The sequence below is a fragment of the Stutzerimonas kunmingensis genome (assembly GCF_021432085.1).
GTDB lineage: Bacteria > Pseudomonadota > Gammaproteobacteria > Pseudomonadales > Pseudomonadaceae > Stutzerimonas.
This window is the reverse complement of record NZ_CP090366.1, coordinates 4,216,701-4,240,560: the sequence shown is the minus strand read 5'-3', so window position 1 is coordinate 4,240,560 and position 23,860 is coordinate 4,216,701. Positions and strand designations below refer to the sequence as shown.

24 protein-coding genes are annotated in these 23,860 nt (G+C 64.1%); 11 read left to right on the top strand and 13 right to left on the bottom strand.

Annotated elements, in window-relative coordinates; all coding sequences use genetic code 11:
• Positions 1 to 33: 33 nt before the first annotated feature.
• Positions 34 to 930 (top strand): SdiA-regulated domain-containing protein, encoded by an 897-nt coding sequence (locus tag LW136_RS20230; RefSeq protein ID WP_234173861.1) that lies wholly within the window; start codon positions 34 to 36, stop codon positions 928 to 930.
• Between the two features lie 35 nt (positions 931 to 965).
• Here LW136_RS20230 and LW136_RS20225 read toward each other — a convergent pair whose 3' ends face one another.
• Both LW136_RS20225 and rpiA read right to left on the bottom strand, forming a co-directional pair.
• The gene (locus LW136_RS20225) at positions 966 to 1,313 is read right to left on the bottom strand and encodes a YegP family protein (RefSeq protein WP_234173860.1); all 348 of its coding nucleotides are present in this window, start codon (positions 1,311 to 1,313) and stop codon (positions 966 to 968) included.
• A gap of 100 nt (positions 1,314 to 1,413) precedes the next feature.
• Positions 1,414 to 2,085 carry a ribose-5-phosphate isomerase RpiA gene (gene rpiA / locus LW136_RS20220; protein WP_044315508.1) on the bottom strand — a complete coding sequence of 224 codons (672 nt, stop codon included), beginning with the start codon at positions 2,083 to 2,085 and terminating at the stop codon, positions 1,414 to 1,416.
• A gap of 158 nt (positions 2,086 to 2,243) precedes the next feature.
• On the opposite strand from rpiA, the gene ilvA reads away from it, so the two are divergent.
• Both ilvA and LW136_RS20210 read left to right on the top strand, forming a co-directional pair.
• Positions 2,244 to 3,758, top strand: a complete 1,515-nt coding sequence (gene ilvA / locus LW136_RS20215; RefSeq protein WP_023444536.1) for a threonine ammonia-lyase, biosynthetic — start codon at positions 2,244 to 2,246, stop codon at positions 3,756 to 3,758.
• A 20-nt stretch (positions 3,759 to 3,778) separates the two neighbouring features.
• Positions 3,779 to 4,207 (top strand): DUF2269 family protein, encoded by a 429-nt coding sequence (locus LW136_RS20210; RefSeq protein ID WP_234173859.1) that lies wholly within the window; start codon positions 3,779 to 3,781, stop codon positions 4,205 to 4,207.
• 33 nt (positions 4,208 to 4,240) lie between these two features.
• Here the strand turns inward: LW136_RS20210 and LW136_RS20205 are convergent, their stop codons facing one another.
• Positions 4,241 to 4,894, bottom strand: coding sequence for a histidinol-phosphatase (locus LW136_RS20205; RefSeq protein ID WP_234173858.1), 654 nt, complete (start codon positions 4,892 to 4,894; stop codon positions 4,241 to 4,243).
• A gap of 183 nt (positions 4,895 to 5,077) precedes the next feature.
• Here LW136_RS20205 and LW136_RS20200 point away from each other — a divergent pair, with 183 nt between their 5' ends.
• Positions 5,078 to 5,557 carry an RNA pyrophosphohydrolase gene (locus LW136_RS20200; protein ID WP_015278517.1) on the top strand — a complete coding sequence of 160 codons (480 nt, stop codon included), beginning with the start codon at positions 5,078 to 5,080 and terminating at the stop codon, positions 5,555 to 5,557.
• Positions 5,558 to 5,581: 24 nt separating this feature from the next.
• Positions 5,582 to 7,855 (top strand): phosphoenolpyruvate--protein phosphotransferase, encoded by a 2,274-nt coding sequence (gene ptsP / locus LW136_RS20195; protein WP_014821846.1) that lies wholly within the window; start codon positions 5,582 to 5,584, stop codon positions 7,853 to 7,855.
• A 19-nt stretch (positions 7,856 to 7,874) separates the two neighbouring features.
• Here ptsP and LW136_RS20190 read toward each other — a convergent pair whose 3' ends face one another.
• On the bottom strand, positions 7,875 to 8,630 hold the full coding sequence (locus LW136_RS20190) for an NRDE family protein (RefSeq protein WP_041015238.1): 756 nt from the start codon (positions 8,628 to 8,630) through the stop codon (positions 7,875 to 7,877).
• 146 nt (positions 8,631 to 8,776) lie between these two features.
• On the opposite strand from LW136_RS20190, the gene LW136_RS20185 reads away from it, so the two are divergent.
• The 4 genes from LW136_RS20185 to LW136_RS20170 all read left to right on the top strand — a co-directional run bounded on the left by LW136_RS20185 (position 8,777) and on the right by LW136_RS20170 (position 12,132).
• Positions 8,777 to 9,559, top strand: a complete 783-nt coding sequence (locus LW136_RS20185; RefSeq protein ID WP_014821844.1) for a sulfite exporter TauE/SafE family protein — start codon at positions 8,777 to 8,779, stop codon at positions 9,557 to 9,559.
• A gap of 10 nt (positions 9,560 to 9,569) precedes the next feature.
• On the top strand, positions 9,570 to 10,370 hold the full coding sequence (gene lgt, locus LW136_RS20180) for a prolipoprotein diacylglyceryl transferase (protein ID WP_044314415.1): 801 nt from the start codon (positions 9,570 to 9,572) through the stop codon (positions 10,368 to 10,370).
• Between the two features lie 105 nt (positions 10,371 to 10,475).
• Positions 10,476 to 11,270, top strand: a complete 795-nt coding sequence (locus tag LW136_RS20175; protein WP_044314416.1) for a thymidylate synthase — start codon at positions 10,476 to 10,478, stop codon at positions 11,268 to 11,270.
• 88 nt (positions 11,271 to 11,358) lie between these two features.
• Positions 11,359 to 12,132, top strand: a complete 774-nt coding sequence (locus tag LW136_RS20170; protein WP_044314417.1) for a ParA family protein — start codon at positions 11,359 to 11,361, stop codon at positions 12,130 to 12,132.
• A 5-nt stretch (positions 12,133 to 12,137) separates the two neighbouring features.
• On the opposite strand, the gene LW136_RS20165 is transcribed toward LW136_RS20170, so the two are convergent.
• The 6 genes from LW136_RS20165 to LW136_RS20140 all read right to left on the bottom strand — a co-directional run bounded on the left by LW136_RS20165 (position 12,138) and on the right by LW136_RS20140 (position 17,929).
• Positions 12,138 to 13,124 carry a branched-chain amino acid ABC transporter permease gene (locus LW136_RS20165; RefSeq protein WP_044314418.1) on the bottom strand — a complete coding sequence of 329 codons (987 nt, stop codon included), beginning with the start codon at positions 13,122 to 13,124 and terminating at the stop codon, positions 12,138 to 12,140.
• Positions 13,124 to 14,011 carry a branched-chain amino acid ABC transporter permease gene (locus tag LW136_RS20160; protein ID WP_013981555.1) on the bottom strand — a complete coding sequence of 296 codons (888 nt, stop codon included), beginning with the start codon at positions 14,009 to 14,011 and terminating at the stop codon, positions 13,124 to 13,126. The genes LW136_RS20165 and LW136_RS20160 overlap by 1 nt, the downstream gene beginning before the upstream one ends.
• Positions 14,011 to 14,715, bottom strand: a complete 705-nt coding sequence (locus LW136_RS20155) for an ABC transporter ATP-binding protein (RefSeq protein ID WP_044314419.1) — start codon at positions 14,713 to 14,715, stop codon at positions 14,011 to 14,013. The genes LW136_RS20160 and LW136_RS20155 overlap by 1 nt, the downstream gene beginning before the upstream one ends.
• The gene (locus LW136_RS20150; RefSeq protein ID WP_044314420.1) at positions 14,708 to 15,514 is read right to left on the bottom strand and encodes an ABC transporter ATP-binding protein; all 807 of its coding nucleotides are present in this window, start codon (positions 15,512 to 15,514) and stop codon (positions 14,708 to 14,710) included. The genes LW136_RS20155 and LW136_RS20150 overlap by 8 nt, the downstream gene beginning before the upstream one ends.
• Positions 15,515 to 15,516: 2 nt before the next feature.
• A complete protein-coding gene (locus LW136_RS20145; protein WP_044314421.1) occupies positions 15,517 to 16,722 on the bottom strand; it encodes an ABC transporter substrate-binding protein in 1,206 nt (401 codons plus the stop codon).
• A 394-nt stretch (positions 16,723 to 17,116) separates the two neighbouring features.
• Positions 17,117 to 17,929 (bottom strand): universal stress protein, encoded by an 813-nt coding sequence (locus tag LW136_RS20140; protein WP_023444548.1) that lies wholly within the window; start codon positions 17,927 to 17,929, stop codon positions 17,117 to 17,119.
• A gap of 179 nt (positions 17,930 to 18,108) precedes the next feature.
• Between LW136_RS20140 and LW136_RS20135 the strand changes: the two genes are divergently transcribed.
• Together LW136_RS20135 and LW136_RS20130 are read left to right on the top strand one after the other, a co-directional pair.
• On the top strand, positions 18,109 to 19,017 hold the full coding sequence (locus tag LW136_RS20135) for a response regulator (RefSeq protein WP_044314422.1): 909 nt from the start codon (positions 18,109 to 18,111) through the stop codon (positions 19,015 to 19,017).
• A gap of 144 nt (positions 19,018 to 19,161) precedes the next feature.
• Positions 19,162 to 20,058 carry a peptidoglycan DD-metalloendopeptidase family protein gene (locus LW136_RS20130; RefSeq protein ID WP_014821834.1) on the top strand — a complete coding sequence of 299 codons (897 nt, stop codon included), beginning with the start codon at positions 19,162 to 19,164 and terminating at the stop codon, positions 20,056 to 20,058.
• A gap of 52 nt (positions 20,059 to 20,110) precedes the next feature.
• Here LW136_RS20130 and LW136_RS20125 read toward each other — a convergent pair whose 3' ends face one another.
• The 3 genes from LW136_RS20125 to phoR all read right to left on the bottom strand — a co-directional run bounded on the left by LW136_RS20125 (position 20,111) and on the right by phoR (position 23,807).
• Entirely contained in the window at positions 20,111 to 20,872 is a 762-nt protein-coding gene (locus LW136_RS20125; protein ID WP_042927857.1) for an outer membrane beta-barrel protein, read from the bottom strand.
• A 191-nt stretch (positions 20,873 to 21,063) separates the two neighbouring features.
• Positions 21,064 to 22,407, bottom strand: a complete 1,344-nt coding sequence (locus LW136_RS20120) for a hemolysin family protein (protein ID WP_023444552.1) — start codon at positions 22,405 to 22,407, stop codon at positions 21,064 to 21,066.
• 98 nt (positions 22,408 to 22,505) lie between these two features.
• Positions 22,506 to 23,807 (bottom strand): phosphate regulon sensor histidine kinase PhoR, encoded by a 1,302-nt coding sequence (gene phoR, locus LW136_RS20115; protein WP_014821831.1) that lies wholly within the window; start codon positions 23,805 to 23,807, stop codon positions 22,506 to 22,508.
• Positions 23,808 to 23,860 lie beyond the last annotated feature (53 nt).

The following is a 23,860-nucleotide window of genomic DNA, read 5'->3' as shown; positions in this document are numbered from 1 at the left end:
ATCGCTGCCCCAATCCAGGTGAAAGTGGGCCTTATGCCTGCGTTGAAAAGGATCTTGGCGGGGTTGCTGACCGTGGCCCTGCTGCTGGTGCTTGCCGCCGGCGTTCATTACCGGTTGTTCGAGCGTGGCTGGTTCCATCTCAACCAGTGGCATCGCGGCGAACCGGCGGCGGACGCCTCATTGTGGCTGCCGGATTACCATGTGACGATCCAGGGCAAGGTGGTCCGTGGCATTGATGACGATCTCTCGGCGTTGACCTTCGATCCCGATCGCAACAGTCTGATCGCCGTCACCAATGGCAACCCGCATCTGCTCGAACTCAGCCTGGAGGGCGATCTGCTGCGCGCGATCCGGCTGGTCGGCTTCAGCGATCCTGAGGCTATCGAGTACATCTCTGCAGGCGTGTATGTGATCAGCGACGAGCGCCGGCAGCGTCTGTTCCGTGTCGAGCTCGACGAGCAGACAACTGTCATCGATGCCGCGCAGGCGTCGCAGCTCTCGCTGGGCATCGACCGTAACGGCAACAAGGGCTTCGAGGGCCTTGCGTACGATACGGCCGGCGGGCGCCTGTTCGTCGCCAAGGAGCGCAATCCGGTCAGGATCTACGAGATCGCCGGCTTTCCCTATGTCGCCGAAGCACCTGCCGTGCATATCAATGAACATCAGGCGCGGCTGTTCGTGCGCGACCTGTCCAGCCTGCAGTTCGATGAGCGGAGCGGGCATCTGTTGGCGCTGTCGGATGAGTCGCGGCTGGTGGTCGAGCTGGATGGCAGCGGGCAGCCGCTCAGCAGTCTGGCGCTGGATGCCGGCAAGCATGGGCTGGAGCAGGATGTGCCGCAGGCGGAAGGCATCGCGATGGGGCCGGATGGCACGCTTTATGTGGTCAGCGAGCCGAACCTGTTCTACGCCTTCAGCAAACAGGCCAGGTGACCGGTTACCGCCTCGATCACCGGCTTTGAAGGCAGTCAGGCGGCCGACGAGGCGCTTTCGTCCTGCAGGGCTGCATTTGGTGCGTGGCGTAGTACCGAGTCGCAACCCTGCTCGGCACTGTGCAGGCTGGCGTACATCTGACTCTGGCCGATGACCTGCCCGTTGGTTGCCTTGAGCACGAAAAAGTACTTGCCGTTGCTCGACTCCTTGACCTCGAACGCACCTTCACGCACCGCGTTCTTGCGTACCGAATCGATGCCGTTGAGCGCCGAGGCATGGGCCTTGTATTGCTCGCTGGACAGTACAACCTGGCCGTTGCTGGCCAGGAGATTGAAATGGAACTGACCGTTGCTGGATTTCTTTAACTGGAATTTGCCGGACATGGCGACACCTCCTGTGGTGAGCTGCGGCGGACTCGTCGCAGCGCACGCTAAAGCGTAGACGCCAGTTGGGCGTCGCGCCGTTGCGCTTCGCCCGAAAGGATCAGCGCTTGAGTGTCTGCACGCCGTCCTTGGTGCCGAGCAGCAGCAGATCCGCCGGGCGCATGGCGAACAGGCCGTTGCAGACCACGCCGACGATGTCGTTGATCTTGCCTTCCAGTTCCGGCGCGAAGCCGATCATCAGGTTGTGCACGTCGAGGATGACGTTGCCGTTGTCGGTGACCACGCCGTCGCGGTAGACCGGGTCGCCGCCGAGTTTTACCAGCTCGCGGGCGACATGACTGCGCGCCATCGGGATGACTTCCACCGGCAGCGGGAAGGCGCCCAGCTGCTCGACCAGCTTGCTGCCGTCGGCGATGCAGATGAAGGTCTTGGCTACCGCGGCGACGATCTTCTCGCGGGTCAGGGCGGCGCCACCGCCCTTGATCAGCTCCAGGTGCTTGTTCGCCTCGTCGGCGCCGTCGACATAGAACTCCAGTTCGCTCACCGAGTTCAGGTCGTAGACCGGGATGCCGTGCTGCTTCAGGCGCTCGGCGGTGACTTCGGAGCTGGCCACGGCGCCGTCGAAGAAGCCCTTGTGCTTGGCCAGCAGGTCGATGAAGAAGTTGGCGGTGGAGCCAGTGCCGACGCCAATGATGCTGCGATCGCTGAGGTGCGGGACGATATGGTCGACGGCGGCCTGGGCGACGGCCTGCTTGAGCTGATCCTGGGTCATGGCGGGAATCCGGGCGGGAAAGACGAAGGCTCGGATTATAGCCCTCTGCCGGCGGCGGGTCTTGTCATGCCGAAGCCGTGGTGGATTGCCGGTGGTCGCCGGGGGCGTGCGGGGGGTAGACTCCTCGTTCCCTCGCAATGCCTGCCAAGACAGCCAGAATGCTCGAACATTACGTCAAGAAGATCCTCACTTCCCGCGTCTACGACGTCGCCATCGAAACCCCGCTGCAGCCCGCCCGCCAGCTTTCCGAGCGAATCGGCAACCAGATTCTGCTCAAGCGCGAGGATCTGCAGCCGGTGTTCTCCTTCAAGGTTCGCGGCGCCTACAACAAGCTGGCGCAGCTGTCGGCCGAGGAACTGGCGCGTGGCGTGGTCACGGCATCGGCGGGCAATCACGCCCAAGGCGTTGCGCTGGCGGCCAAGCAGTTGGGTATCAAGGCCACCATCGTCATGCCACGCACCACGCCGGAGCTGAAGGTGCAGGGCGTACGCGCCCGCGGCGGCAAGGTGGTGCTGCACGGTGATGCCTTCCCCGAGGCGCTGGCCTATTCGCTGAAGCTGGTGGAAGAGAAGGGCTACGTCTATATCCACCCCTATGACGATCCCGATGTGATCGCCGGGCAGGGTACCGTGGCGATGGAGATCCTCCGTCAGCATCAGGGGCCGATCGACGCGATCTTCGTTCCGGTGGGCGGCGGCGGCCTGGTGGCGGGCATCGCCGCCTACGTGAAATATCTCTATCCAGAGACCAAGGTGATCGGTGTCGAGCCGGACGACTCCAATTGTCTGCAGGCCGCAATGGCCGCCGGCGAGCGCGTGGTGCTGGAGCAGGTCGGGCTGTTCGCCGACGGCGTGGCGGTGGCGCAGATCGGTCAGCACACCTTCGAGCTCTGCAAGGATCATGTCGACGAAGTGATCACCGTCAGTACCGACGAGATCTGCGCGGCGATCAAGGATATCTACGACGATACCCGCTCGATCACCGAGCCGGCAGGTGCGCTGGCGGTGGCCGGGATCAAGAAATACGTCGAGCGCGAAGGCATCAGCGGCCAAGTGCTGGTGGGCATCGACTCCGGCGCCAACGTCAATTTCGACCGCCTGCGCCACGTCGCCGAGCGCGCCGAGCTGGGCGAGAAGCGCGAGGCGATCATCGCCGTCACCATCCCCGAGCAGCCGGGCAGCTTCAAGGCCTTCTGCGAGGCGATCGGCAAACGCCAGATCACCGAGTTCAACTACCGTTTCCACACCGACCGCGAGGCGCACATCTTCGTCGGCGTGCAGACGCACCCGGAGAACGACCCGCGTGCGGCGCTCGTGCAGGGGCTGCGCGACAAGGGCTTTCCGGTGCTCGACCTCACGGATAACGAGCTCGCCAAGCTGCACACGCGGCACATGGTCGGTGGCCACGCCGCCGGCGTCAGCAACGAGATGGTGCTGCGCTTCGAGTTTCCCGAGCGTCCCGGCGCGCTGTTCAACTTTCTCAACAAGCTCGGCGGGCGCTGGAACATCTCGATGTTTCACTACCGTAACCACGGCGCGGCTGATGGCCGAGTGGTAGCGGGGCTGCAGGTGCCCGCCGATGAGCGCCATCTGCTGCCGGCGGCGTTGGACAAGATCGGCTACCGCTATTGGGATGAGAGCGAGAATCCGGCCTACAAGCTGTTTCTCGGCTAAGCGAACCTAAAGGAAGGCAAATGGAGCACTACCTCACCCTCAGAATCATTCATGGCGCGACGGCGGTGCTGTTGTTGCTGGGTGTCATTGTGCATCTGCTGATGCTGTGGAAGGCCGGCCGCGGTGGCGATCAGGCCGTGCTGCAACGCAAGCTGCAGCGCACCCGCCGACTGTCCCTGCCGCTGCTGGCCGTGATCGGCCTTTCGCTGCCGGTGACCGGCTGGTGGCTGACGCATCTGGCCGGATGGCCGTTGGGCCAGTTCTGGTTGCTGGCCAGCTCCGTGCTGTTCCTCGTGCTGATCCCGCTGGTCCTGCTGCTGGCCGGGCGTCTTGCCGCCTGGCAGGCGCCGGGCAACGCCACCGCAGCGCGCAACGCCGGCATCTATGCTGTGCTGGTGCTGGTCGTGCTGATTGCCATCACCGCCCTGATGGGCGCCAAGCCGGTCTGATTCGACCGGCTCGGGCATGACTGCTGCGCTGGTTCAGCGCAGCGAGATGATCTGCCAGCCACGTTCGGTGGCGAAGTCGCGCAGCACCGGGTCCGGGTCCACCGCCACTGGGTGAGGGACGCGCTGCAGCAGCGGCAGGTCGTTGCGTGAGTCGCTGTAGAAATAGGCGTCTTCGAGAGTCTGCTCGGTTTCCGCCAGCCAGCGCTCGATGCGCTGGACCTTGCCTTCCTGGAAGCAGGGGATGTCGGTCAGACGGCCGGTGTAGCGCCCGTCGCGCATTTCGCATTCCGTCGCCAGCAGGGTATCGACGCCCAGGCGTGCAGCGATCGGCCCGGTGATGAAGCGATTGGTGGCGGTGATGATCACTACCTTGTCGCCCGCCTCCAGATGCTGGCGTAGCAGGGCCTCGCCCTTGCTCAGCACGATGGGCTCGATGAAATCCTGCATGAATTCGTCGTGCCACTGCTGCAGCTGCGCCATCTCGCTGCGGCCGAGCAGTTCCTGGCAGAAATTCTGATAGGCGTGCACGTCGAGATCGCCGGCCAGGTAATCCTGATAGAAGGCGTCGTTGCGCGCCTTGTACTGGGTCGGATCGACGATGCCGCGCTGGCAGAGGTATTCGCCCCAGGCGTGGTCGCTGTCACCGGCCAGCAGGGTGTTGTCGAGATCGAATAGAGCCAGGCGCACGGATGTTTTCCTCGATGATGGTCAGGGCAGCCCCAAGCATACCGGTTGCAGCGTCTTGCGCGCAGCCTCGGGCGGCCCCTCGCCGAGCGCGCGGGTACGTGCCGAACGGCGGCTTGCCGTGCTTTCGGCTTATCGCGGTTTTGTGGAACAATGCCGCGACATGCGTCTGCGAGGTTGTATGCCGTGATCGACTCCGATGGTTTTCGCCCGAACGTCGGCATCATCCTGACCAACGATGTCGGTCAGGTGCTGTGGGCCAGGCGGATCAATCAGGATGCCTGGCAGTTCCCGCAAGGCGGGATCAACGCCCGTGAAACGCCGGAAGAAGCCCTGTTTCGCGAACTCAACGAAGAAGTCGGCCTGGAAGAGCAGGATGTGAAGATCCTCGCCTGCACCCGTGGCTGGTTGCGCTATCGTCTGCCGCAACGCCTGGTGCGTACCCATAGCCAGCCGCTGTGCATCGGACAGAAACAGAAGTGGTTCCTGCTGCGCCTGACCAGTGCCGAAGAGCGTGTACGCATGGACCTGACCGGCAAACCGGAGTTCGATGGCTGGCGCTGGGTCAGCTACTGGTATCCGCTGGGACAGGTGGTCACCTTCAAGCGCGAGGTCTATCGTCGCGCACTTAAAGAACTCGCACCGCGTTTACCGGTGCGGGACTGAGATTCGGGGAGAAAGCCTCTGAGCATGCTCGGCACGCTGCGCAAGATTGTCCAGGAAGTGAATGCCGCCAAGGACCTCAAGGCGGCGTTGGGCATCATCGTGCTGAGAGTCAGGGAGGCCATGGGTAGCCAGGTCTGCTCGGTCTATCTGCTCGATCCGGAAACCGAACGCTTCGTCCTGATGGCCACCGAAGGCCTCAACAAGCGCGCCATCGGCAAGGTCAGCATGGCGCCCAACGAAGGCCTGGTCGGCCTGGTCGGCACCCGCGAAGAGCCGCTCAACCTCGAACACGCCTCCGAACACCCACGCTATCGCTACTTCGCCGAAACCGGCGAGGAACGCTATGCCTCCTTTCTCGGTGCGCCGATCATCCACCACCGTCGGGTGATGGGCGTACTGGTTATCCAGCAGAAGGAACGCCGCCAGTTCGACGAAGGTGAAGAAGCGTTCCTCGTCACCATGAGCGCGCAGCTTGCCGGTGTTATCGCCCATGCCGAGGCGACCGGTTCGATCCGCGGGCTTGGCCGGCAAGGCAAGGGCATCCAGGAAACCCGCTTCATCGGCATTCCGGGCGCGCCAGGCGCCGGCGTCGGAACCGCCGTGGTGGTGCTGCCGCCGGCTGATCTGGATGTGGTGCCGGACAAGAACATCGACAACATCGATGCCGAGCTGACGCTCTTCGAAGCTGCGCTGGAGGCCGTGCGCGCCGACATGCGCACTCTCTCGGAAAAGCTCGCCACGCAGATGCGCAAGGAAGAGCGCGCGCTGTTCGATGTGTACCTGATGATGCTCGACGACTCCGCCCTGGGCGGCGAAGTGACCAAGGTCATCCGTACCGGCCAGTGGGCGCAGGGCGCGCTGCGCCAGGTGGTCAGCGAGCACGTGCGGCGCTTCGAGATGATGGACGACGCCTACCTGCGCGAGCGAGCATCGGACGTCAAAGACATCGGCCGGCGCCTGCTTTCCTACCTGCAGGAGGCGCGTCAGCAGACGCTGACCTATCCCGACAAGACCATTCTGGTCAGTGAGGAGCTCTCGCCGGCGATGCTCGGCGAGGTGCCAGAGGGCAAGCTGGTGGGCATGGTTTCGGTGCTCGGCTCGAGCAACTCCCACGTCGCCATTCTCGCCCGTGCCATGGGCATTCCGACGGTGATGGGCGCGGTCGACCTGCCTTATTCCAAGGTCGACGGCATCGAGCTGATCATCGACGGCTATCGCGGCGAGATCATCACCAATCCGGGCAAGGTCCTGCGCGAGCAGTATGAAGTGCTGGCCGAGCAGGAGCGCCAGCTCTCCGCCGGGCTCGACGTGCTGCGCGAGCTGCCGTGCGAGACCACCGACGGTCATCGCATTCCGCTGTGGGTGAATACCGGCCTGCTCGCCGATGTGGTGCGCGCGCAGGAGCGCGGCGCCGAGGGCGTCGGCCTGTATCGCACCGAAGTGCCGTTCATGATCAAGGAGCGCTTCCCAAGCGAGAAGGAGCAGATGGCGATCTACCGCGAGCAGCTGGAAGCCTTCCATCCGCTGCCGGTAACCATGCGCAGCCTCGACATCGGCGGCGACAAGTGCCTGCCGTACTTCCCGATCAAGGAAGAAAACCCGTTCCTCGGCTGGCGCGGTATCCGCGTCACCCTCGACCACCCCGAGATCTTCCTGCTGCAGACCCGCGCCATGCTCAAGGCCAGCGCCGGGCTGAACAACCTGCGCATCCTCTTGCCGATGATTTCCGGCATCCGCGAACTGGAAGAGGCGCTGCATCTGATTCACCGTGCCTGGTGCGAGGTGCGCGACGAGGGGCTGGACGTGATCATGCCGCCGGTCGGCGTCATGATCGAAGTGCCGGCGGCGGTCTACCTGACGCGCGAACTGGCGCGCATGGTGGACTTCATCTCGGTCGGCTCGAACGACCTCACGCAGTACCTGCTGGCGGTGGATCGCAATAATCCGCGGGTCGCCGATCTCTACGACTATCTGCATCCGGCGGTGCTCGAAGCGCTGCAGCGTGTGGTCAAGGAAGCCCATGGCGAGGGCAAGCCGGTGAGCATCTGCGGCGAGATGGCGGGCGACCCGGCGGCGGCCATGCTGTTGCTGGCGATGGGCTTCGACAGCCTGTCGATGAACGCTACCAACCTGCCCAAGGTGAAATGGCTGCTGCGTCAGATCAGCATGGATACGGCTCAGCAGCTGCTGGCGCGGGTCATGCTGCTGGACAGCCCGCAGGTCATCCACAGCACGGTCCAGCTGACCTTGCGCAACCTCGGCCTGAGCAAGCTGATCAACCCGTCCGCCGCCGTCTGAGCAATCCGCCGCTCGCCAATCAGCTCGTTGGCGGGTGGCGGTAGCGCACCTCGCCCACTGGGCCGTCCGGGCCGAAACTACGCTCCAGGATGTCCAGCGCTCCGTCGGCATGACGGATCAGCGCTGTGCTGGCGCGCGTGCCGTACTCCGGACTGGCGATGAAGATGCTCGACAGCCGCCTTTCCCATTCCAGCGGCACGCCGGTCTGCGGCAGTTCATGCTCGGCCGCTGGGCTTGGGTCCGCCAGCAGGGCGAGCAGGTTCTCGGGAGTCGCCGGGTCGAGGTTGGTCGCCAGTGCTGCGCGGGCTTTTCTCAGCTTGGGCCAGGGCGTGTCGAGGCCGGCGTTGGACAGACCGTAGATTCCGGGCTGCAACTCCGTCGCCTCACCGCGGTGTGAGTTCAGGTGCCAGAGTGCCTGCCGATCGCCGACCAGCAGGTTGAAGCCGGCGTAGTCGGCGCGGCGGCCGGCCAGCTCGGCGAGGTAGTCGGCCGGCGGCAAGTTTCCGCGCAGGTACTGTTCCGGCAGCTCGCCGCGCGAACGTGGGCCGATCACCTGGCCGGGTGTGCGAATGTTGGTCAGTGCGGCGAAGCGTCCGCCGGTGGTGACGCCCATCCAGGTGCCGCCTGCCTGCAGGTCGCGCCCGCCGACGATCCAGGGTGCATCCTCCCAGTGCCCCAGCGGCAGGCTCGGGCGGGCGTGGAACTCGTCGCGGTTGGCGGCTACCACCAGCGGTTGGGTGTGGCCGGGGCGCCAGGCGAAAACGATCAGGCACATGGGAAAGCCAAACTATGTCCGGACCGCCAAGAGTACAGGCGCGGCCGGCGTATGAGCCACCGCCGGGTTTTTCACGCTCAACGTCGGCGCGCGGGGCGGGCGCATTTTCCGCTAACATGCCGCTTTGTTTCGCCGGGACGGGGCGCATGGAGTTTCTGCTGTATCTGCTGCTGGGCGGCTTCGCTGGTGTGCTGGCCGGGCTGTTCGGCGTGGGCGGCGGGCTGATCATCGTGCCGGTGCTGGTATTCAGTTTCAGCGCCCAGGGATTTTCTCAGGAAATCCTCACCCATCTGGCCGTCGGTACGTCCTTGGCTACCATCGTCTTCACCTCGGTCAATTCCATTCTCACCCATCACCGCAAGGGTGCGGTGCGCTGGCCGATGGTGCTGTGGATGACCTTTGGCATCCTCCTTGGCGCCGCCCTGGGCAGCCTGACTGCCGCGGCGATCCAGGGGCCGATGCTGCAGAAGATCATCGGTGTGTTCGCCCTGGCAATGGCGGTGCAAATGGGGTTCGACCTGCGGCCCAAGGCCACCGGCCAGGCGCCGGGACGGCCCGAGCTGTCGCTGGTGGGCGTGGTGATCGGCTGGGCGTCGGCGATTTTCGGCATCGGCGGCGGCTCGCTGTCTGTGCCCTATCTGACCTGGCGCAGCGTGCCGATGCAGCAGGCGGTGGCGACGTCCGCGGCGTGCGGCCTGCCGATCGCCATCGCCGGGGCGCTGAGTTTCATGGTGGTCGGCTGGCACGAGACGCAACTGCCCGACTGGAGTCTGGGTTTCGTCTATCTGCCGGCCATGCTCGGCATCGCGGCAACCAGCATGTTTTTCGCCAGACTGGGTGCGAAACTGGCGCATCGTCTGTCGGCCAAGGTTCTGAAACGGCTGTTCGCTCTACTGCTGCTGAGCGTCGGCATCAATTTTCTGGTTTGAGGAGTAACGGATGCTGCCCTATCCGCAGATCGATCCGGTGGCCGTCGCCATCGGCCCCTTGCAGATTCACTGGTACGGCCTGATGTACCTGATCGGCATCGGCGGCGCCTGGTGGCTGGCTTCGCTGCGGGTGCAGCGCTTCGCACCCGAGTGGCCGAAGGACAAGCTCTCCGACCTGGTGTTCTGGGTGGCCATGGGGGTGATCGTCGGTGGCCGTCTGGGTTATGTGCTGTTCTATGACCTGGCCGCCTACATCAACCAGCCGAGCCTGATCCTGCAGGTGTGGAAGGGCGGCATGTCCTTCCACGGCGGCCTGATCGGCGTGCTGCTGTGCAGCTGGATCTTCGCCCGGCGCAACGGCAAGAGCTTCTTCGAGCTGATGGACTTCATCGCGCCGTTCGTGCCGATCGGTCTGGGCGCCGGACGAATCGGCAACTTCATCAACGCCGAGCTGTGGGGCAAGGCCACCGATGTGCCCTGGGCGATGGTCTTCCCGACCGACCCGCAGCAACTGGCGCGGCACCCGTCGCAGCTCTATCAGTTCGCCCTGGAGGGCGTCGCGCTGTTCCTGATCCTCTGGTTCTATTCGCGCAAGCCGCGGCCGACCATGGCGGTCTCCGGACTGTTCGCGGTGTGCTACGGCATCTTCCGCTTCATCGTCGAGTTCGTCCGTGTGCCGGATGCACAGCTGGGCTACCTGGCGTTCGGCTGGCTGACCATGGGCCAGCTGCTCTGCGTGCCAATGGTGCTGCTCGGCGCCGGGATGATCGCCTGGGCCTATCGCCGCGCCGCCGGCCGGGCTCCGGCCTGATTCCGTTGCCCTGCCTGTCGCCATAAGGGCGACAAGCGGGGCGCAGGCCTTTTACTATTCGCGCAGCCTTTTCACCGCGCTTCGGCGCCTGCTTCGAGTCAATCGATGAAACAGTACCTCGACCTGATGCGCCACGTGCGCGAACACGGCACCTTCAAGAGCGACCGTACCGGCACTGGCACCTACAGCGTGTTCGGCCATCAGATGCGTTTCGATCTGGCCGAAGGCTTTCCGCTGGTCACCACCAAGAAGTGCCACCTCAAGTCCATCATCCACGAGCTGCTGTGGTTCCTTCAGGGCGACACCAACATCAAGTACCTGAAAGAGAATGGCGTGCGCATCTGGGATGAGTGGGCCGACGAGAATGGTGAGCTGGGGCCGGTGTACGGCTACCAGTGGCGCTCGTGGCCGGCGCCAAACGGTGAATCGATCGATCAGATCGCCAATCTGCTGGCGATGATCAAGAAGAATCCGGATTCGCGCCGCCTGATCGTTTCGGCCTGGAACCCGGCGCTGGTCGAGCAGATGGCGTTGCCGCCGTGCCACGCGCTGTTCCAGTTCTACGTCGCCGACGGCAAGCTCAGCTGCCAGCTGTACCAGCGCTCGGCGGATATTTTCCTCGGCGTGCCGTTCAACATCGCAAGCTATGCGCTGCTGACGCTGATGGTGGCGCAGGTCTGCGACCTGCAACCGGGGGAGTTCATCTGGAGCGGCGGCGACTGTCACCTGTACGCCAATCACCTGGAGCAGGCCGACCTGCAGCTGACCCGCGAGCCGTTGCCGCTGCCGACCATGAAGCTCAATCCGGACGTGAAGGACCTGTTCGCCTTCCGCTTCGAGGACTTCGAGCTGGTTGGCTACGAAGCGCATCCGCACATCAAGGCACCCGTTGCCGTCTGACTTTGGTCGGGTTTGCCGTTGCGGATAACCTGAGCGACACATTTGCCGTATAGACTCGACCGCTCAGGTACATTTTGGGAGGCAAGTCATGCGCAGGGTCGTGTTCAATCAGAAGGGCGGTGTCGGCAAGTCGAGCATCGCCTGCAACCTGGCAGCGGTCAGTGCATCGCAAGGCTACCGCACGCTGCTGGTGGATCTGGACGCCCAGGCAAACTCCACGCATTACCTGACCGGGCTGACCGGCGATGACATTCCCACCGGCATCGCCGATTTCTTCAAGCAGATTCTCGCCGGCGGTACCGCTGGCAAGAAGGCGCGCCCGCCCATTCTAGAAACGGCCTTCGACAATCTGCATTTGATCAGCGCGACGGCAGAGCTGGCCGACCTGCAGCCCAAGCTGGAGGCCAAGCACAAGATCAACAAGCTGCGAAAATTGCTCGACGGTCTTGCCGAGGACTATGACCGGATTTACCTCGACACCCCGCCGGCGCTGAATTTTTATACGGTCTCTGCGCTTATCGCAGCTGATCGCTGCCTGATCCCCTTCGACTGCGACAGCTTTTCCCGCCAGGCGCTGTACAGCCTGCTCGACGAGATCGAGGAGATGAAGGAAGACCACAACGATACGCTCGAGGTCGAGGGCATCGTGGTCAATCAGTTCCAGCCGCGTGCCGCGCTGCCGCAGCAAATGATCGATGAACTGCTGAGCGAGGGTCTTCCGGTGCTACCGGTCTACCTGATGAGTTCGGTGAAGATGCGCGAGTCGCACCAGGCCTGCACGCCGCTGGTTTACCTGGACCCGCGGCACAAGCTGAGCCAGCAGTTCGTCGAACTGCACGAGCTGCTCGAGTCCGCCGGCTGAGAACGTCAGTCCTCGGCACGCCGCTCCAGCTTCTTGCCCAGCCGCGAGGCATAGAGTTCGCCGATCATCCCGCGCCGGAACACCAGTACGCAGACCATGAAGATGATGCCGGTGACCAGCGTCACCGGTAGCTCCGATGTGGCGAAGTAATTGCCCAGCGTGGTCACCAGCGCCGCGCCAAAAACCGGGCCGACCAGCGTGCCAATGCCGCCGAGCAAGGTCATCAGCACCACCTCCCCGGACATCTGCCAGCTGACATCGGTCAGCGTGGCGAACTGGAACACCAGTGCCTTCAGCCCGCCAGCCAGCCCGGCCAGCGCGGCGGACATGACGAAGGCGCCGAGCTTGTAGCGCGACACCGAATAGCCCAGGGAAATGGCGCGGTTCTCGTTCTCGCGGATCGAGCGCAGGATCATGCCGTACGGCGAGTTGATCACGCGCCAGATCAGCAGCATCCCGGCGAGGAACACCGACAGCACGAAGAAGTACATGTACAGCGGCTCCTGCAGATCGATGAAGCCGAGCAGGTGCCCACGTGGAACGTTCTGAATGCCGTCTTCACCGTGGGTGAAGGGTGCCTGCAGGCAGAAGAAAAAGAACATCTGCGACAGCGCCAGGGTGATCATCGTCGAGTAGATGCCCTGCCGGCGGATCGCCAGAAAGCCGATGATCAACCCGAGAAACGCCGCGCCGGCAACGCCGATGAGAATGCCCAGCTCCGGCGGTAATCCCCACTCCTTGACCGCGTGGGCGGTGAAATACGCCGCACCGCCAAAGAACGCCGCGTGGCCGAAGGAGAGGATGCCGGTGTAGCCGAGCAGCAGGTTGAAGGCGCAGGCGAAGAGGGCGAAGCACAGCACCTTCATCAGGAAGATCGGGTAGAAGTAGAACGGTGCCAGCGCCAGCGCGACCACGCCGATCAGGATCAGCACGGTCTCCAGGCGCAGCAGCGGGCGTTTGGTGGTCGGCGTGACGTTCACCTGGCTGTTCATCAGGCGTCCCTCCCCATCAGGCCGGCCGGGCGCACCAGCAGTACGATCGCCATGATCACGAAGATCACGATGTTGGAAGCCTCCGGATAGAACACCTTGGTCAGCCCCTCGAGGATGCCGAGCATGTAGCCGGTGATGATGGCGCCGAGAATCGAGCCCATGCCGCCGACCACCACCACCGCGAACACCACGATGATCAGGTTCGAGCCCATCAGCGGGCTGACCTGGTAGATCGGCGCGGCGAGCATGCCGGCCAGGCCGGCCAGCGCTGCGCCCATGCCGTAGGTGAAGGTCAGCAGCAGCGGCACGTTGATGCCGAAGGTGCGCACCAGCGTCGGGTTTTCCGTGGCGGCACGCAGGTAGGCGCCGAGCTTGGTCTTCTCAATCAGCAGCCAGCTGGCGATGCAGATCACCAGGGAGGCCAGCACGACCCAGGCGCGGTACTTGGGGAGGAACATGAAGCCCAGGTTGTAGCCACCGGCCAGTTCTTTCGGCACGGCGTAGGGCTGCCCGGAGGAGCCATAGAAGTAGCGAAACGCGCCTTCCAGGGCGAGCGCCAGGCCGAAGGTGAAGAGCAGGCTGTAGAGGTGGTCGAGGTTGTATAGCCGCGATAGCGCGAGGCGCTCGATCACCGCGCTGCACAGGCCGACGATGATCGGCGCGAGGATCAGCGCCGGCCAGTAGCCGATGCCGAGGGTCGCCAGCAGCAGATAGCCGGCGAAGGCGCCGATCATGTATTGCGCGCCGTGGGCGAAGTTGATGATCTTCAGCATGCCGAAGATGATCGCCAGGCCCAGGCTGAGCATGGCGTAGAACGAGCCGTTGATCAGGCCGATCAAGAGCTGGCCGAGGAACGCCTGGATCGGCACATCGAAAATCGTCGTCATCAGACCCCCAGGGCTTCGTTGAGCATGGTCATGCGGCCGGGCAGATCGGCGACGTCGAACGAATCGATGACCTTGCCGTGATCGACTACATAGAAGCGGTCGGCCACCTTGCTGGCGAAGCGGAAGTTCTGTTCCACCAGCAGGATGGTCATGCCGCGCTGCTTAAGTGTCTGCAGCACCTCGCCGATGCGCTGGATGATCACCGGCGCCAGGCCTTCGGTGGGTTCGTCGAGCAGCAGCAGCTTGGCGCCGGTGCGCAGGATGCGCGCCATCGCCAGCATCTGCTGCTCACCACCGGATAGCTTGGTGCCGGGGCTCTTGCGGCGTTCCTCGAGGTTGGGGAACAGCTGGTAGATCTCGGCCAGGGTCATGCCGCCCTTGGCGATCACCGGCGGCAGGGTGAGGTTCTCCTCCACCGTCAGTGTGGAAAAGATGCCGCGTTCTTCCGGTACATAACCGATGCCGTGGCGAGCGGTGCGGTGCAGCGGTACGCGCAGCATGTCCTTGCCGTCGAAGCGGATGCTGCCGCTGCGCTTGCGGATGATGCCGACGATCGAGCGTAGCGCGGTGGTCTTGCCGACGCCGTTGCGGCCGAGCAGGGTCACCGTCTCGCCCTGGTGCACGTCGAGGTCGATGCCGTGCAGGGCATGGCTTTCGCCATACCAGGCGTTGAGGTCGCGCACGCTGAGCAAGGGTTCAGTCATCGTCGGTCCCCATGTAGGCCACGCGCACGCGCTCGTCCTGGCTGACCGTGCGGTAGTCGCCGGAAGTAAGGATTTCGCCGCGCTGCAGCACGGTCACCTGATGGCAGAGGTCAGCGACCACCTTAAGGTTGTGCTCGACCATCAGCACCGCGCGCTGGGTGGCCACCTCGCGGATGATCTCGGCCACCACGTGCACGTCTTCGTGGCCCATGCCGGCCATGGGTTCGTCCAGCAGCAGTACCTTGGGCTCCAGCGCCAGGGTGGTGGCGATCTCCAGTACGCGTTTGCGACCGTAGGAGAGATCAGCCGCCAGCTCGTTGCGCTTGTCGGCCAGGCCGACCGACTCGATCAGCTGCATGGCGCGCTCGTTGAGGCGGTTGAGCGAGCGCATCGGCAGCCAGAACTGCGTGGCCAGCCCGCCCGGCCGCTGCAGGGCAACGCGCACGTTGTCCAGCACGCTAAGGTGCGGGAATACCGCCGAGATCTGGAACGAGCGAACCAGCCCCATGCGCGCCACCTTGGCCGGGTCGGTGCGGGTGATGTCCTGGTCGAGCAGGCGGATGGTTCCGCTGGTGGGCTGCAGGAACTTGGTCAGCAGGTTGAACACTGTGGTCTTGCCGGCGCCATTGGGGCCGATCAGGGCGTGCATCTGTGCATGGCGCACGTCCAGGTCGACGTTGTTGACGGCGACGAAGCCGCCGAACTCCTTGCGTAGACCTCGCGCCGAGAGCATGACCGGCGCGTCCGTGGCTGTGCCGGCGGTCGGTCCGCCGGCGTTTAGGCTTTGCGCTGCAGCCATGCTCACTGCCCGACCAGTTCACAGCCGCTATCGGCCGGCTTGATGTAGGCCTCGTCGCCCGGCACCGTGGCCAGCACCTTGTAGTAGTCCCAGGCGCGCTTGCTTTCCTCAGGCTTTTTCACTTCCATCAGGTAGACGTCGCTGATCAGTCGGCCATTGGCGCCTACCTTGGCGTTGCGCGCGAAAACGTCGTCCACCGGCATCTCGTGCATCGCCTTGGCGACCGGCTCGGTGGCGTCGGTGCCGGCCTTCTCGATCGCCTTGAGGTACTGCATGACGCCGGAGTAGGTGCCGGCGTGGACCATGTTCGGCATACGGCCGGTGCGCTTGAAGAAGCGTTCGCCGAACTCGCGGGATTTGTCGTCGCGGTCCCAGTAGAAACTTTCGGTCAGGGTCAGGCCCTGGGCGGCGTCGAGGCCCAGGCCGTGCACTTCGGCGAGGGTAAAGAGCAGCGCGGCGAGGCGCTGGCCGCCGGCGACGATGCCGAACTCGGCGGCCTGCTTGATGCTGTTGGCGGTGTCCAGGCCAGCGTTGGCCAGGCCGATGACCTTGGCGCCGGAGGATTGCGCCTGCAAGAGGAACGACGAGTAATCGGTGCTCGCCAGCGGATGGCGTACCGCGCCCTTGATTTCGCCGCCCTTGGATTTGACGAACTTGCCAGTCTGCTCTTCCAGCGAGTAGCCGAAGGCGTAGTCGGCGGTGAGGAAATACCAGCTGTCGCCACCCTGGGAAACCAGTGCGCCGCCAGTGCCGACCGCCAGCGCATGGGTGTCATAGGCCCAGTGGAAGCCATAGGGTGAGCACTGCTTGCCGGTCAGCTCCGTGGTGGCGGCGCCGGTCACCAGGTTAATCTTCTTCTTGCTCTTGGAAATGCCCTGTACCGCCAGCGCCACCGAGGACGTGGTCAGCTCCATGATCGAGTCGACCTGCTCGCGGTCGTACCACTGCCGCGAGATGTTGGAGGCGATGTCCGGCTTGTTCTGGTGATCGGCGGTGACGATCTCGATGGGCGCGTCGAGTACCTTGCCGCCAAAGTCCTCTGCAGCCATCTTCGCTGCCTCGAACGACCACTTGCCGCCGAAATCGGCATACACGCCGGACTGGTCGTTGAGGATGCCGATCTTCACCTTGCCGTCGGAAATCTCGGCCGAGGCGGGTACGGCGACCACTGCCGTCAGGGTTGCCGCTGCGATTGCTGAAAGCTTCATGCGTATCTCCTTGCACGGTTTGCTCGGCATACGGGTTCGCCCCATGCGAAGCGGTCCGTATGGGCGGGTTAGGGGAAAGCTGGGCAGACGGTCAGGCGCGCAATGCCGTGGATCGCCGGCGGGCTGAATGCAGCGGCCAGGCATTGATGCACGCACGGCGAACGCACTCGTGCGCGGGGCATCACGTCGTCGTGGAAAGTCGCAGAGATGGGAGCTGGAAAGCGGGACCAGAAACGAGTCGAAGCGAGGCTCATGGGCGTCTTCTTCTTATTGTTGTTCTGGCTCTAAACGTAGCAGGGGTTTGCAAGGACGCAACCTGATGGTGGCGTGCCGATCAGTGATGCTGTGCCCGCATGCACCCGAGCCGTCGGGCGCAGGCGGGCAGAGATGCGCTTCAGCGCGCGATCAGGATGTCGCAGGGCGGGTTGTCGATAAACTGCCGGGCGAGGCTGCCAAGCAGAGCGCTGCTCAGTTCACCGCGGCTGTGACTGCCAAGGGCCAGCAGCTGCGGTTGCAGGTCGCGCAGCGCCTCGTCCATACAATTGTTGCGCTCGCCCTGATGCAGGCTGTAGCTCAGCAGCGCGCCGGTATCCGGCAGCTGCGGCTGGATATCTTCGATCAGCTGGTCGAACAGCTCCTGCTGCAGCGACAGACCTTCGTAATCGGGGCCGTGTACTTCGGCCATCTCGTCGATGTGCAGAGCGTGCAGTTCGGCACCTTCGCCCAGCAACTCCCAAGCGCAGTGCATGGCGCGCGTGGCGCAGCGGGAGAAATCCAGCGCAGCCACGGCGCGATGATACGGGGCCTCCGCCGGGGTGATAGCCAGCAACAGCGGCGCCCGGCTTTCCAGCATGACGCGCTCCAGCGTGGTGCCGGCGAATCCCTGGCTCGACCCCTTGTGATGGCGGCCCAGCACCAGCAGATCGGCCTCCAGCCCCTCGGCCTGGGTGAGGATCTCCTCCACCGGCTGCCCGCGGCGAATCCAGGGTTCGAGCTGACCCAGCCCGTTCTCCTGCAGGCGTTGCTGCAGGAGTGCGCGTGCCTGCTGTTCGTCGCTCCCGGCGTCGCGCTCGTCGAGTACGTAAAGCAGGCTGATGCGAGCACCGGTCTGGCGCGCCAGGCCGGCGGCACGTTGCAGCGCGAGATCGGCGTCCGGGCTGAGATCGTGGGCGACAAGAATGTGCTGAACCCGATTGTGCTGAAGCATGGGCGGCCTCGCGAAGCTGGCGAAAGGCGCAAGTATGCCGTGGCCGCGGGGGCATGTCCCGCCCGTGACCCGCGTCGCTGGGTTGATCGGGCGCAACAACTTCACGGGCAATGGCCACTCGTGCTTTTGTCGATCCGATCCTGCGGCTATGCTTGCCGGCATTCGAGCAGGAGTTAAGGATGAGCAAGGTCAGTGTGCTGGTGGTGGATGACGCGCCCTTTATCAGGGATCTGGTGAAGAAGGCGCTCCGTAGTCACTTTCCCGGCATTCGCATCGAGGATGCGGTCAACGGGCGCAAGGCCCAGCAAATACTCAGCCGTGAGCGCTTCGACCTGATCCTCTGTGATTGGGAAATGCCGGAGATGTCAGGTCTGGAGCTGCTGACCTGGTGCCGCACGCAGGATGCGCTGAAGATCACGCCGTTCATCATGGTCACCAGCCGTGGCGACAAGGAGAACGTGGTACAGGCCATTCAGGCCGGCGTTTCGGATTTCATCGGCAAGCCGTTTTCCAACGAACAGCTCACCAGCAAGGTACGCAAGGCCCTCGGCCGCGCCGGCAAGCTGGATGCCCTGGCCGCCAGCGCGCCGACGCGAACTCTGGCGACCGGCATGGCCAACGACTCGCTGGCCGCGCTGACGGGCGGCAAGGCCGAGGTGGTACGACCCGCCGCTCCGGCCGCCGAAGCCAAGGCCTCGCCGCTGATTCAGCCCAGTGCAGCGCCTGCCAGCGCACCAGCCGGTGCCGCGTCCGGTCGCGGGCAGGGCCAGTTGCGCCTGGCCAACGGCAGTGTCGCCTGCGTGATCAAGGCGCTGAGCCTCAAGGAAGCGCTGCTGGTGGTCAAACGCGGCGAGCAGTTGCCGCAGGTGCTGGAAAGCGCCGTGCTCGATCTCGAGCAGGGCGAGGGCGGTGAGGTCGCCCGTCTCAATGGCTACCTGCATGCCGTCGCCGCGTTCGAACCCAAGCCCGACAGCGAGTGGCTGCAGCTGTCGTTCCGCTTCGTTGATCGCGATCCGCAGAAGATGGACTACCTGTCGCGCCTGATCGCCCGTGGTACCGCGCAGCGGCACTTCGTCCCAGGCGCCTGATTCGACCCGGCCAGGCGACCGTTCGGCGCCTGGCCGCGCAGACAAACTGACGAGCATCACACCCCGACGGTCGGTGGCTCGCACAGGTCCGCCGGCACTGCTAGTCTTCCCGCTCCAACACTATAACCACTAGAAACTGCCGTTATGCTGGGGCGCATTCTTTTGTTGCTCGGGCTGCCGCTGCTGGCTACGCCGGCGCTGGCCCTGACCATCTACAAATACACCGACGCCAATGGGGTCGTGACCTACAGCGACCAGGCTGCGCCTGGCGCGCAGGTTTTCGTCTTCAGTGACCGCATGGTGGAAAAGCTCGACACCCAGGTCAAACTGGAAACCCGCAAGCACGCGGCAGGCGAGACGCTGCTGGTGCGTAACGACCTGTTCGCGCCGGTCGATATCGAGCTGAAGCTGGAAAACGTCGTCAATGCCGTCGGGGCACCGGCCAAGCCGATTCGCTGGGTATTGCCGCCGCGCAGTCAGATTCGTCTGGCCACCCTGGCCCCGCGCGATGCCAGCAAGCCACTCAAGTACACGCCCAAGCTTCGCCATGCCCTGGGCGATCCGCGCCTGCTGCCCAAACCTTACAAGTATCCGCTGCCATGGCGCGGCGGTCCGTTCCGCCTGACCCAGGGCGCCAACGGCCAGTACAGCCATTTCACGCCCAAGGGTCGCTACGCGGTCGACATCGCCATGCCCGAAGGCACGCCCATCGTCGCCGCGCGCGGCGGCATGGTGGTGAAGATCGAGAACGAGCAGAGCGGGCGGGGCAACAACCCGGCCGGCAATTTCGTGCGCATCATGCATGACGACGGCACCATGGGCGTCTACCTGCACCTGATGAAGGGCTCGGTGGCCGTGCGCGAGGGCCAGCGAGTCGAGAGCGGTACACGTATTGCCCGCTCCGGCAACACCGGCAACAGCACCGGGCCGCACCTGCACTTCGTGGTGCAGCGCAACGTCGGCCTGGCGATCGAGTCGATTCCCTTCGACTTCTCGCAGCCGGTCAACAGCCTGCCGAACTTCGCCGTGGGGGGTGAGTAGCCGCGCTGGCCGCTCACCGGTCCGTTCATGACAGGCCGGCAACTTCAGCGACTCAGAACGCCAGGCCGACCTTCAAACCGACCTGTTCCTGCTTGAGTTTGCTGTTTTCGGCGAACTCGCTGTCACTGTCGATCTCGTAGCGGGTCTGGGTGTAGTACAGGCTGGTGCTGATTGGCATGTTGTTGATGCCCTTGTTCCACAGCACGCTCAGCTCACCGTAGGGGTTGACCTTGTCCTTGAGGTCGACGGTGTCGCTTTCGCCGCCAACCTTCAGCTTGCTGTCCGCTTCAATGGAATAGCGGGCGCCCACTTCAAGGCGCACGGTGTAGTCGGGCGTCAGGTAGTTGTAGCCGATACCTGCCTTGGCGAATGGCGAGCGGGTGGTCAGCTTGACGTCTTCCTCGAAGATGCCGACGCGTACGTCATCCTGCTCGATGCGTCCCCAGTCGTAGCCGCCGCCGACAATCAGGTCGACATAGTTGTTGGTACTCAGGGCTGCGCGCAGGCCCAGGTCGAGATCGGCGCGAGCGGATAGATATTCCACATCGTCTTTTTCACGGTACTGACCTTCGATTCCGGCCTGGTAGATGAAGCCTTCCTGTCCGGTCATCTTGTTGCCGAAGTTGTAGTACAGCCCGCCCTGGTTGAGGCGCTCCTTGTCGCTTTCGTCGTTCACGGTCAGCTTGTACTGATTGTGCGAGCCAATGACGCCGAACGTGGAGATCGGGCCGGTGGCCGATTGAGCGAAAGCCTGAGAGGTGGCTGCCAGGCACAGGGCCAAGGCGGTTGTGGTAGTCAAACCATTGATGCGCATGCGGGAAGCTCCATCGTCATTCGATAAGAAATCGGTGGCGGCTCAAGCGAGCCGCCTATGGCGTGGACTGGCGCTGTCTGAAAATAATTCTGCGTATCACGATGGGCGGTCGTTAATACTTGTAAATCAAGGATTAGCGAGCGGTATGTAAACGAAAAGGTAACTATGGTTGGCCAGCAATGGCGGGCGATCTATCCCGGAAAACGAAGAACCTTGGCCAAGACGATCTTCGGTCCGCGCATCTTCTTGATGACTATCTGCAGGCCATCGACCTGGAGCACTTCGTCTTCATCGGGGACACGTTTCAGCGTCTCGTAAACCAGACCGGCAAGGGTTTCGGCCTCGACGTGATCGAGATCGATCTCCAGCAGGCGCTCCAGCTTGAACAGCGGGGTGTCGCCGCGGACCAGCAGCTTGCCGGGCTGGTAGGCAAGCACGCCGCGTTCGGTCTTGCGATGTTCGTCCTGGATGTCGCCAACCAGCACTTCGAGCACGTCTTCCATGGTCAGGAAGCCAATCACCTTGTGGTCGCCTTCCTCGACCAGTACGAAATGCGCCCCTCCCTGACGAAACTGCTCGAGCAGGCTGGCCAACGGCATGTGCTTGGACACCCGCTCCAGTGGGCGCAGCAGCTCGTTCAGGCAGAAGTGCTCGGGCAGGTGATCATCGGCGGCCAGCGCCAGCAGCAGATCCTTGATGTGCAGCAAGCCGACGTACTCGCCCTGCTGGTTGTCGTAGACCGGGTAGCGGCTGTACTTGTGGCGGCGAATGACCTCGAGGACCTCGCTCAGCGGCGCATCGTGCTCGAGTTGCAGCAGATCCTCGCGGGAGTTGGCCCAGTCGACGACTTCCAGCTCGCTCATTTCCACCGCCGAGGCCAGCACCTGGATCTGCTGGTTGCCGGGGTCGCGGGCGCGGTTGGAATGCAGGATCAGCTTGAGCTCGTCGCGGCTGTAGTGATGATCGTGGTGCGCCCCCGGCTCGCCCTGGCCGGCAATGCGCAGAATGGCGTTGGCACTGGCATTGAGCAGGTAGATGGCCGGGTACATCAGCCAGTAGAACAGGTACAGCGGAACGGCCGTCCACAGCGATAGCAGCTCCGGCTTGCGGATCGCCCAGGACTTCGGCGCCAGCTCACCAACCACGATATGCAGGTAGGAAATGATGAAGAAGGCGGTGAAGAAAGCGATGCCGTGCACCAGCGCCTGGGACTGGATGCCGATGCTGGCCAACAGCGGTTCGAGCAGGTGCGCGAAAGCCGGCTCGCCGACCCAGCCGAGGCCGAGCGAAGCCAGGGTGATGCCCAGCTGGCAGGCCGAAAGGTAGGCGTCGAGCTGAGCGTGAACGGTGCGCAGGATGTGCCCGCGCCAGCCGTGCCGGCTGGCGATCGCTTCCACCTTGGTGGAGCGCAGCTTGACCATGGCGAACTCGGCGGCAACGAAGAAGCCGTTGAGCAGCACGAGGAACAGGGCAAAGAGAATCAGACCGAAATCGGCGAAATAGGACGAGGCGGCGTAACTGGGGGAGGGGTCCATGAAGGGGTCGGGTAGCCAATGATCGCGACAGGATGGCGGCGGCGGGCCGGCTTTTCAAGCGATGAGCCGGGATTTTTCCGGCTCGCGCAGGCAGCGGGTCAGCGTTCGGACACCTGGCTGTTCTGGAAGTGGCAGGAGAAGCGGCTGCCTCGGCCAGGTGTACTGCTGATATCCAGGCGGCCCTGGTGGCGCAGCAGCACGTGCTTGACGATGGCAAGCCCCAGTCCCGTGCCGCCGGTGCTGCTGGCACGGCTGGAGTCGACGCGGTAGAAACGCTCGGTCAGGCGTGGCAGGTGCTTCTGCTCGATGCCGATACCGCTGTCCTCGACACTCAGGTGCGCGCCCACCTCGTCACTCCACCAGCGCACATGCACGCTGCCACCATCGGGTGTGTACTTCACTGCATTGAACACCAGGTTGGAGAAGGCGCTGCGCAGCTCCGTCTCGCTGCCCTTGAGCAGCAGCGCCGGGTCGGCATCGAGGCTGATCAGGTGGCCGCGGCTGCCAGATAGTGCGCGGGCATCGCTGACGATCGATTGCAGCAGCAGGCCCACCGCCACCGGCTGGTTGTCGGTCGGGCGACTGCTGGTTTCCAGACGAGCCAGCAGGAGCAGGTCGTTGAGCAAGTGCTGCATGCGCCCGGCCTGCTGATTCATCTGCTGCAGCGCCCGGAGCCAGCGCGGGTTCACCGCGTCGGCGTTTTCCAGCAGCGTCTCCAGATAGCCGGCGATGACGGTGAGCGGCGTGCGCAGCTCGTGGGATACGTTGGCGACGAAGTCTTTGCGCATCTGCTCCAGCTGGTGCAGGCGGGTGACGTCGCGGACCAGCAGCAGGTGCTCGCGGTTGCCGTAGCGAGTGATGTTGAACTGCAGGCGAATGCGGTCATCGACGGGCGAGGCCAGCTCCAGCGGCTGGTCATAGTTGCCGCCGTCGAAGTACTCCTTGAACGCCGGATGACGCACTAGGTTGCCGATCGGGTGGCCGGCGTCCTGCGGCTTCTTCAGCCCCAGCAGGCGGTTGGCGGCGGGGTTCCACCATTCCAGATTGCCATCGCTGTCGAGCATGATCACCGCGTCCTTGAGTGCCGCGGTAGAGCCCTGGGCGCGATCGATGATGCCTTGCAGTTCGCCGCGCAGGCGCAGGTCGCGGCGCTGCAGCTGGTAGAGGCTGTCGAAGATATCGCCCCAGATGCCGGCCGAATCCGGCGGTGCTTCGTCCGGGTCGGCACGCCGCAGCCAGCGCTGAAGGCGCAGCAGCTGGCGCAGGGTCCAGATCAGGTAGCCGGTCAGGCCAAGGACCAGCGCCCAGGCATATTCGCCGGTCAGCAGTCCCAGCAGCAGGCAGCCGCCCAGCAGAAGCAGCAGGCGACGCACGAGGGCTCCTTGCCAGTCCTGATTCAACCGATGCACTCCAGAAAGGTGGCGATGATGGGGTGGAAGACGCCGGGACGCAT

What these genes read in the sequence shown, in the direction of transcription:
- rpiA (WP_044315508.1), bottom strand. Translation starts at nt 2,085, where the DNA reads ATGACCCAGGATCAGCTCAAGCAGGCCGTCGCCCAGGCCGCCGTCGAC.
- LW136_RS20230 (WP_234173861.1), top strand. Translation starts at nt 34, where the DNA reads ATGCCTGCGTTGAAAAGGATCTTGGCGGGGTTGCTGACCGTGGCCCTG.
- LW136_RS20175 (WP_044314416.1), top strand. Translation starts at nt 10,476, where the DNA reads ATGAAACAGTACCTCGACCTGATGCGCCACGTGCGCGAACACGGCACC.
- LW136_RS20145 (WP_044314421.1), bottom strand. Translation starts at nt 16,722, where the DNA reads ATGAAGCTTTCAGCAATCGCAGCGGCAACCCTGACGGCAGTGGTCGCC.
- LW136_RS20225 (WP_234173860.1), bottom strand. Translation starts at nt 1,313, where the DNA reads ATGTCCGGCAAATTCCAGTTAAAGAAATCCAGCAACGGTCAGTTCCAT.
- LW136_RS20170 (WP_044314417.1), top strand. Translation starts at nt 11,359, where the DNA reads ATGCGCAGGGTCGTGTTCAATCAGAAGGGCGGTGTCGGCAAGTCGAGC.
- LW136_RS20160 (WP_013981555.1), bottom strand. Translation starts at nt 14,011, where the DNA reads ATGACGACGATTTTCGATGTGCCGATCCAGGCGTTCCTCGGCCAGCTC.
- LW136_RS20135 (WP_044314422.1), top strand. Translation starts at nt 18,109, where the DNA reads ATGAGCAAGGTCAGTGTGCTGGTGGTGGATGACGCGCCCTTTATCAGG.
- LW136_RS20190 (WP_041015238.1), bottom strand. Translation starts at nt 8,630, where the DNA reads ATGTGCCTGATCGTTTTCGCCTGGCGCCCCGGCCACACCCAACCGCTG.
- LW136_RS20185 (WP_014821844.1), top strand. Translation starts at nt 8,777, where the DNA reads ATGGAGTTTCTGCTGTATCTGCTGCTGGGCGGCTTCGCTGGTGTGCTG.
- LW136_RS20155 (WP_044314419.1), bottom strand. Translation starts at nt 14,715, where the DNA reads ATGACTGAACCCTTGCTCAGCGTGCGCGACCTCAACGCCTGGTATGGC.
- lgt (WP_044314415.1), top strand. Translation starts at nt 9,570, where the DNA reads ATGCTGCCCTATCCGCAGATCGATCCGGTGGCCGTCGCCATCGGCCCC.
- LW136_RS20125 (WP_042927857.1), bottom strand. Translation starts at nt 20,872, where the DNA reads ATGCGCATCAATGGTTTGACTACCACAACCGCCTTGGCCCTGTGCCTG.
- ilvA (WP_023444536.1), top strand. Translation starts at nt 2,244, where the DNA reads ATGCTCGAACATTACGTCAAGAAGATCCTCACTTCCCGCGTCTACGAC.
- LW136_RS20130 (WP_014821834.1), top strand. Translation starts at nt 19,162, where the DNA reads ATGCTGGGGCGCATTCTTTTGTTGCTCGGGCTGCCGCTGCTGGCTACG.
- LW136_RS20210 (WP_234173859.1), top strand. Translation starts at nt 3,779, where the DNA reads ATGGAGCACTACCTCACCCTCAGAATCATTCATGGCGCGACGGCGGTG.
- LW136_RS20120 (WP_023444552.1), bottom strand. Translation starts at nt 22,407, where the DNA reads ATGGACCCCTCCCCCAGTTACGCCGCCTCGTCCTATTTCGCCGATTTC.
- ptsP (WP_014821846.1), top strand. Translation starts at nt 5,582, where the DNA reads ATGCTCGGCACGCTGCGCAAGATTGTCCAGGAAGTGAATGCCGCCAAG.
- LW136_RS20150 (WP_044314420.1), bottom strand. Translation starts at nt 15,514, where the DNA reads ATGGCTGCAGCGCAAAGCCTAAACGCCGGCGGACCGACCGCCGGCACA.
- LW136_RS20140 (WP_023444548.1), bottom strand. Translation starts at nt 17,929, where the DNA reads ATGCTTCAGCACAATCGGGTTCAGCACATTCTTGTCGCCCACGATCTC.
- LW136_RS20165 (WP_044314418.1), bottom strand. Translation starts at nt 13,124, where the DNA reads ATGAACAGCCAGGTGAACGTCACGCCGACCACCAAACGCCCGCTGCTG.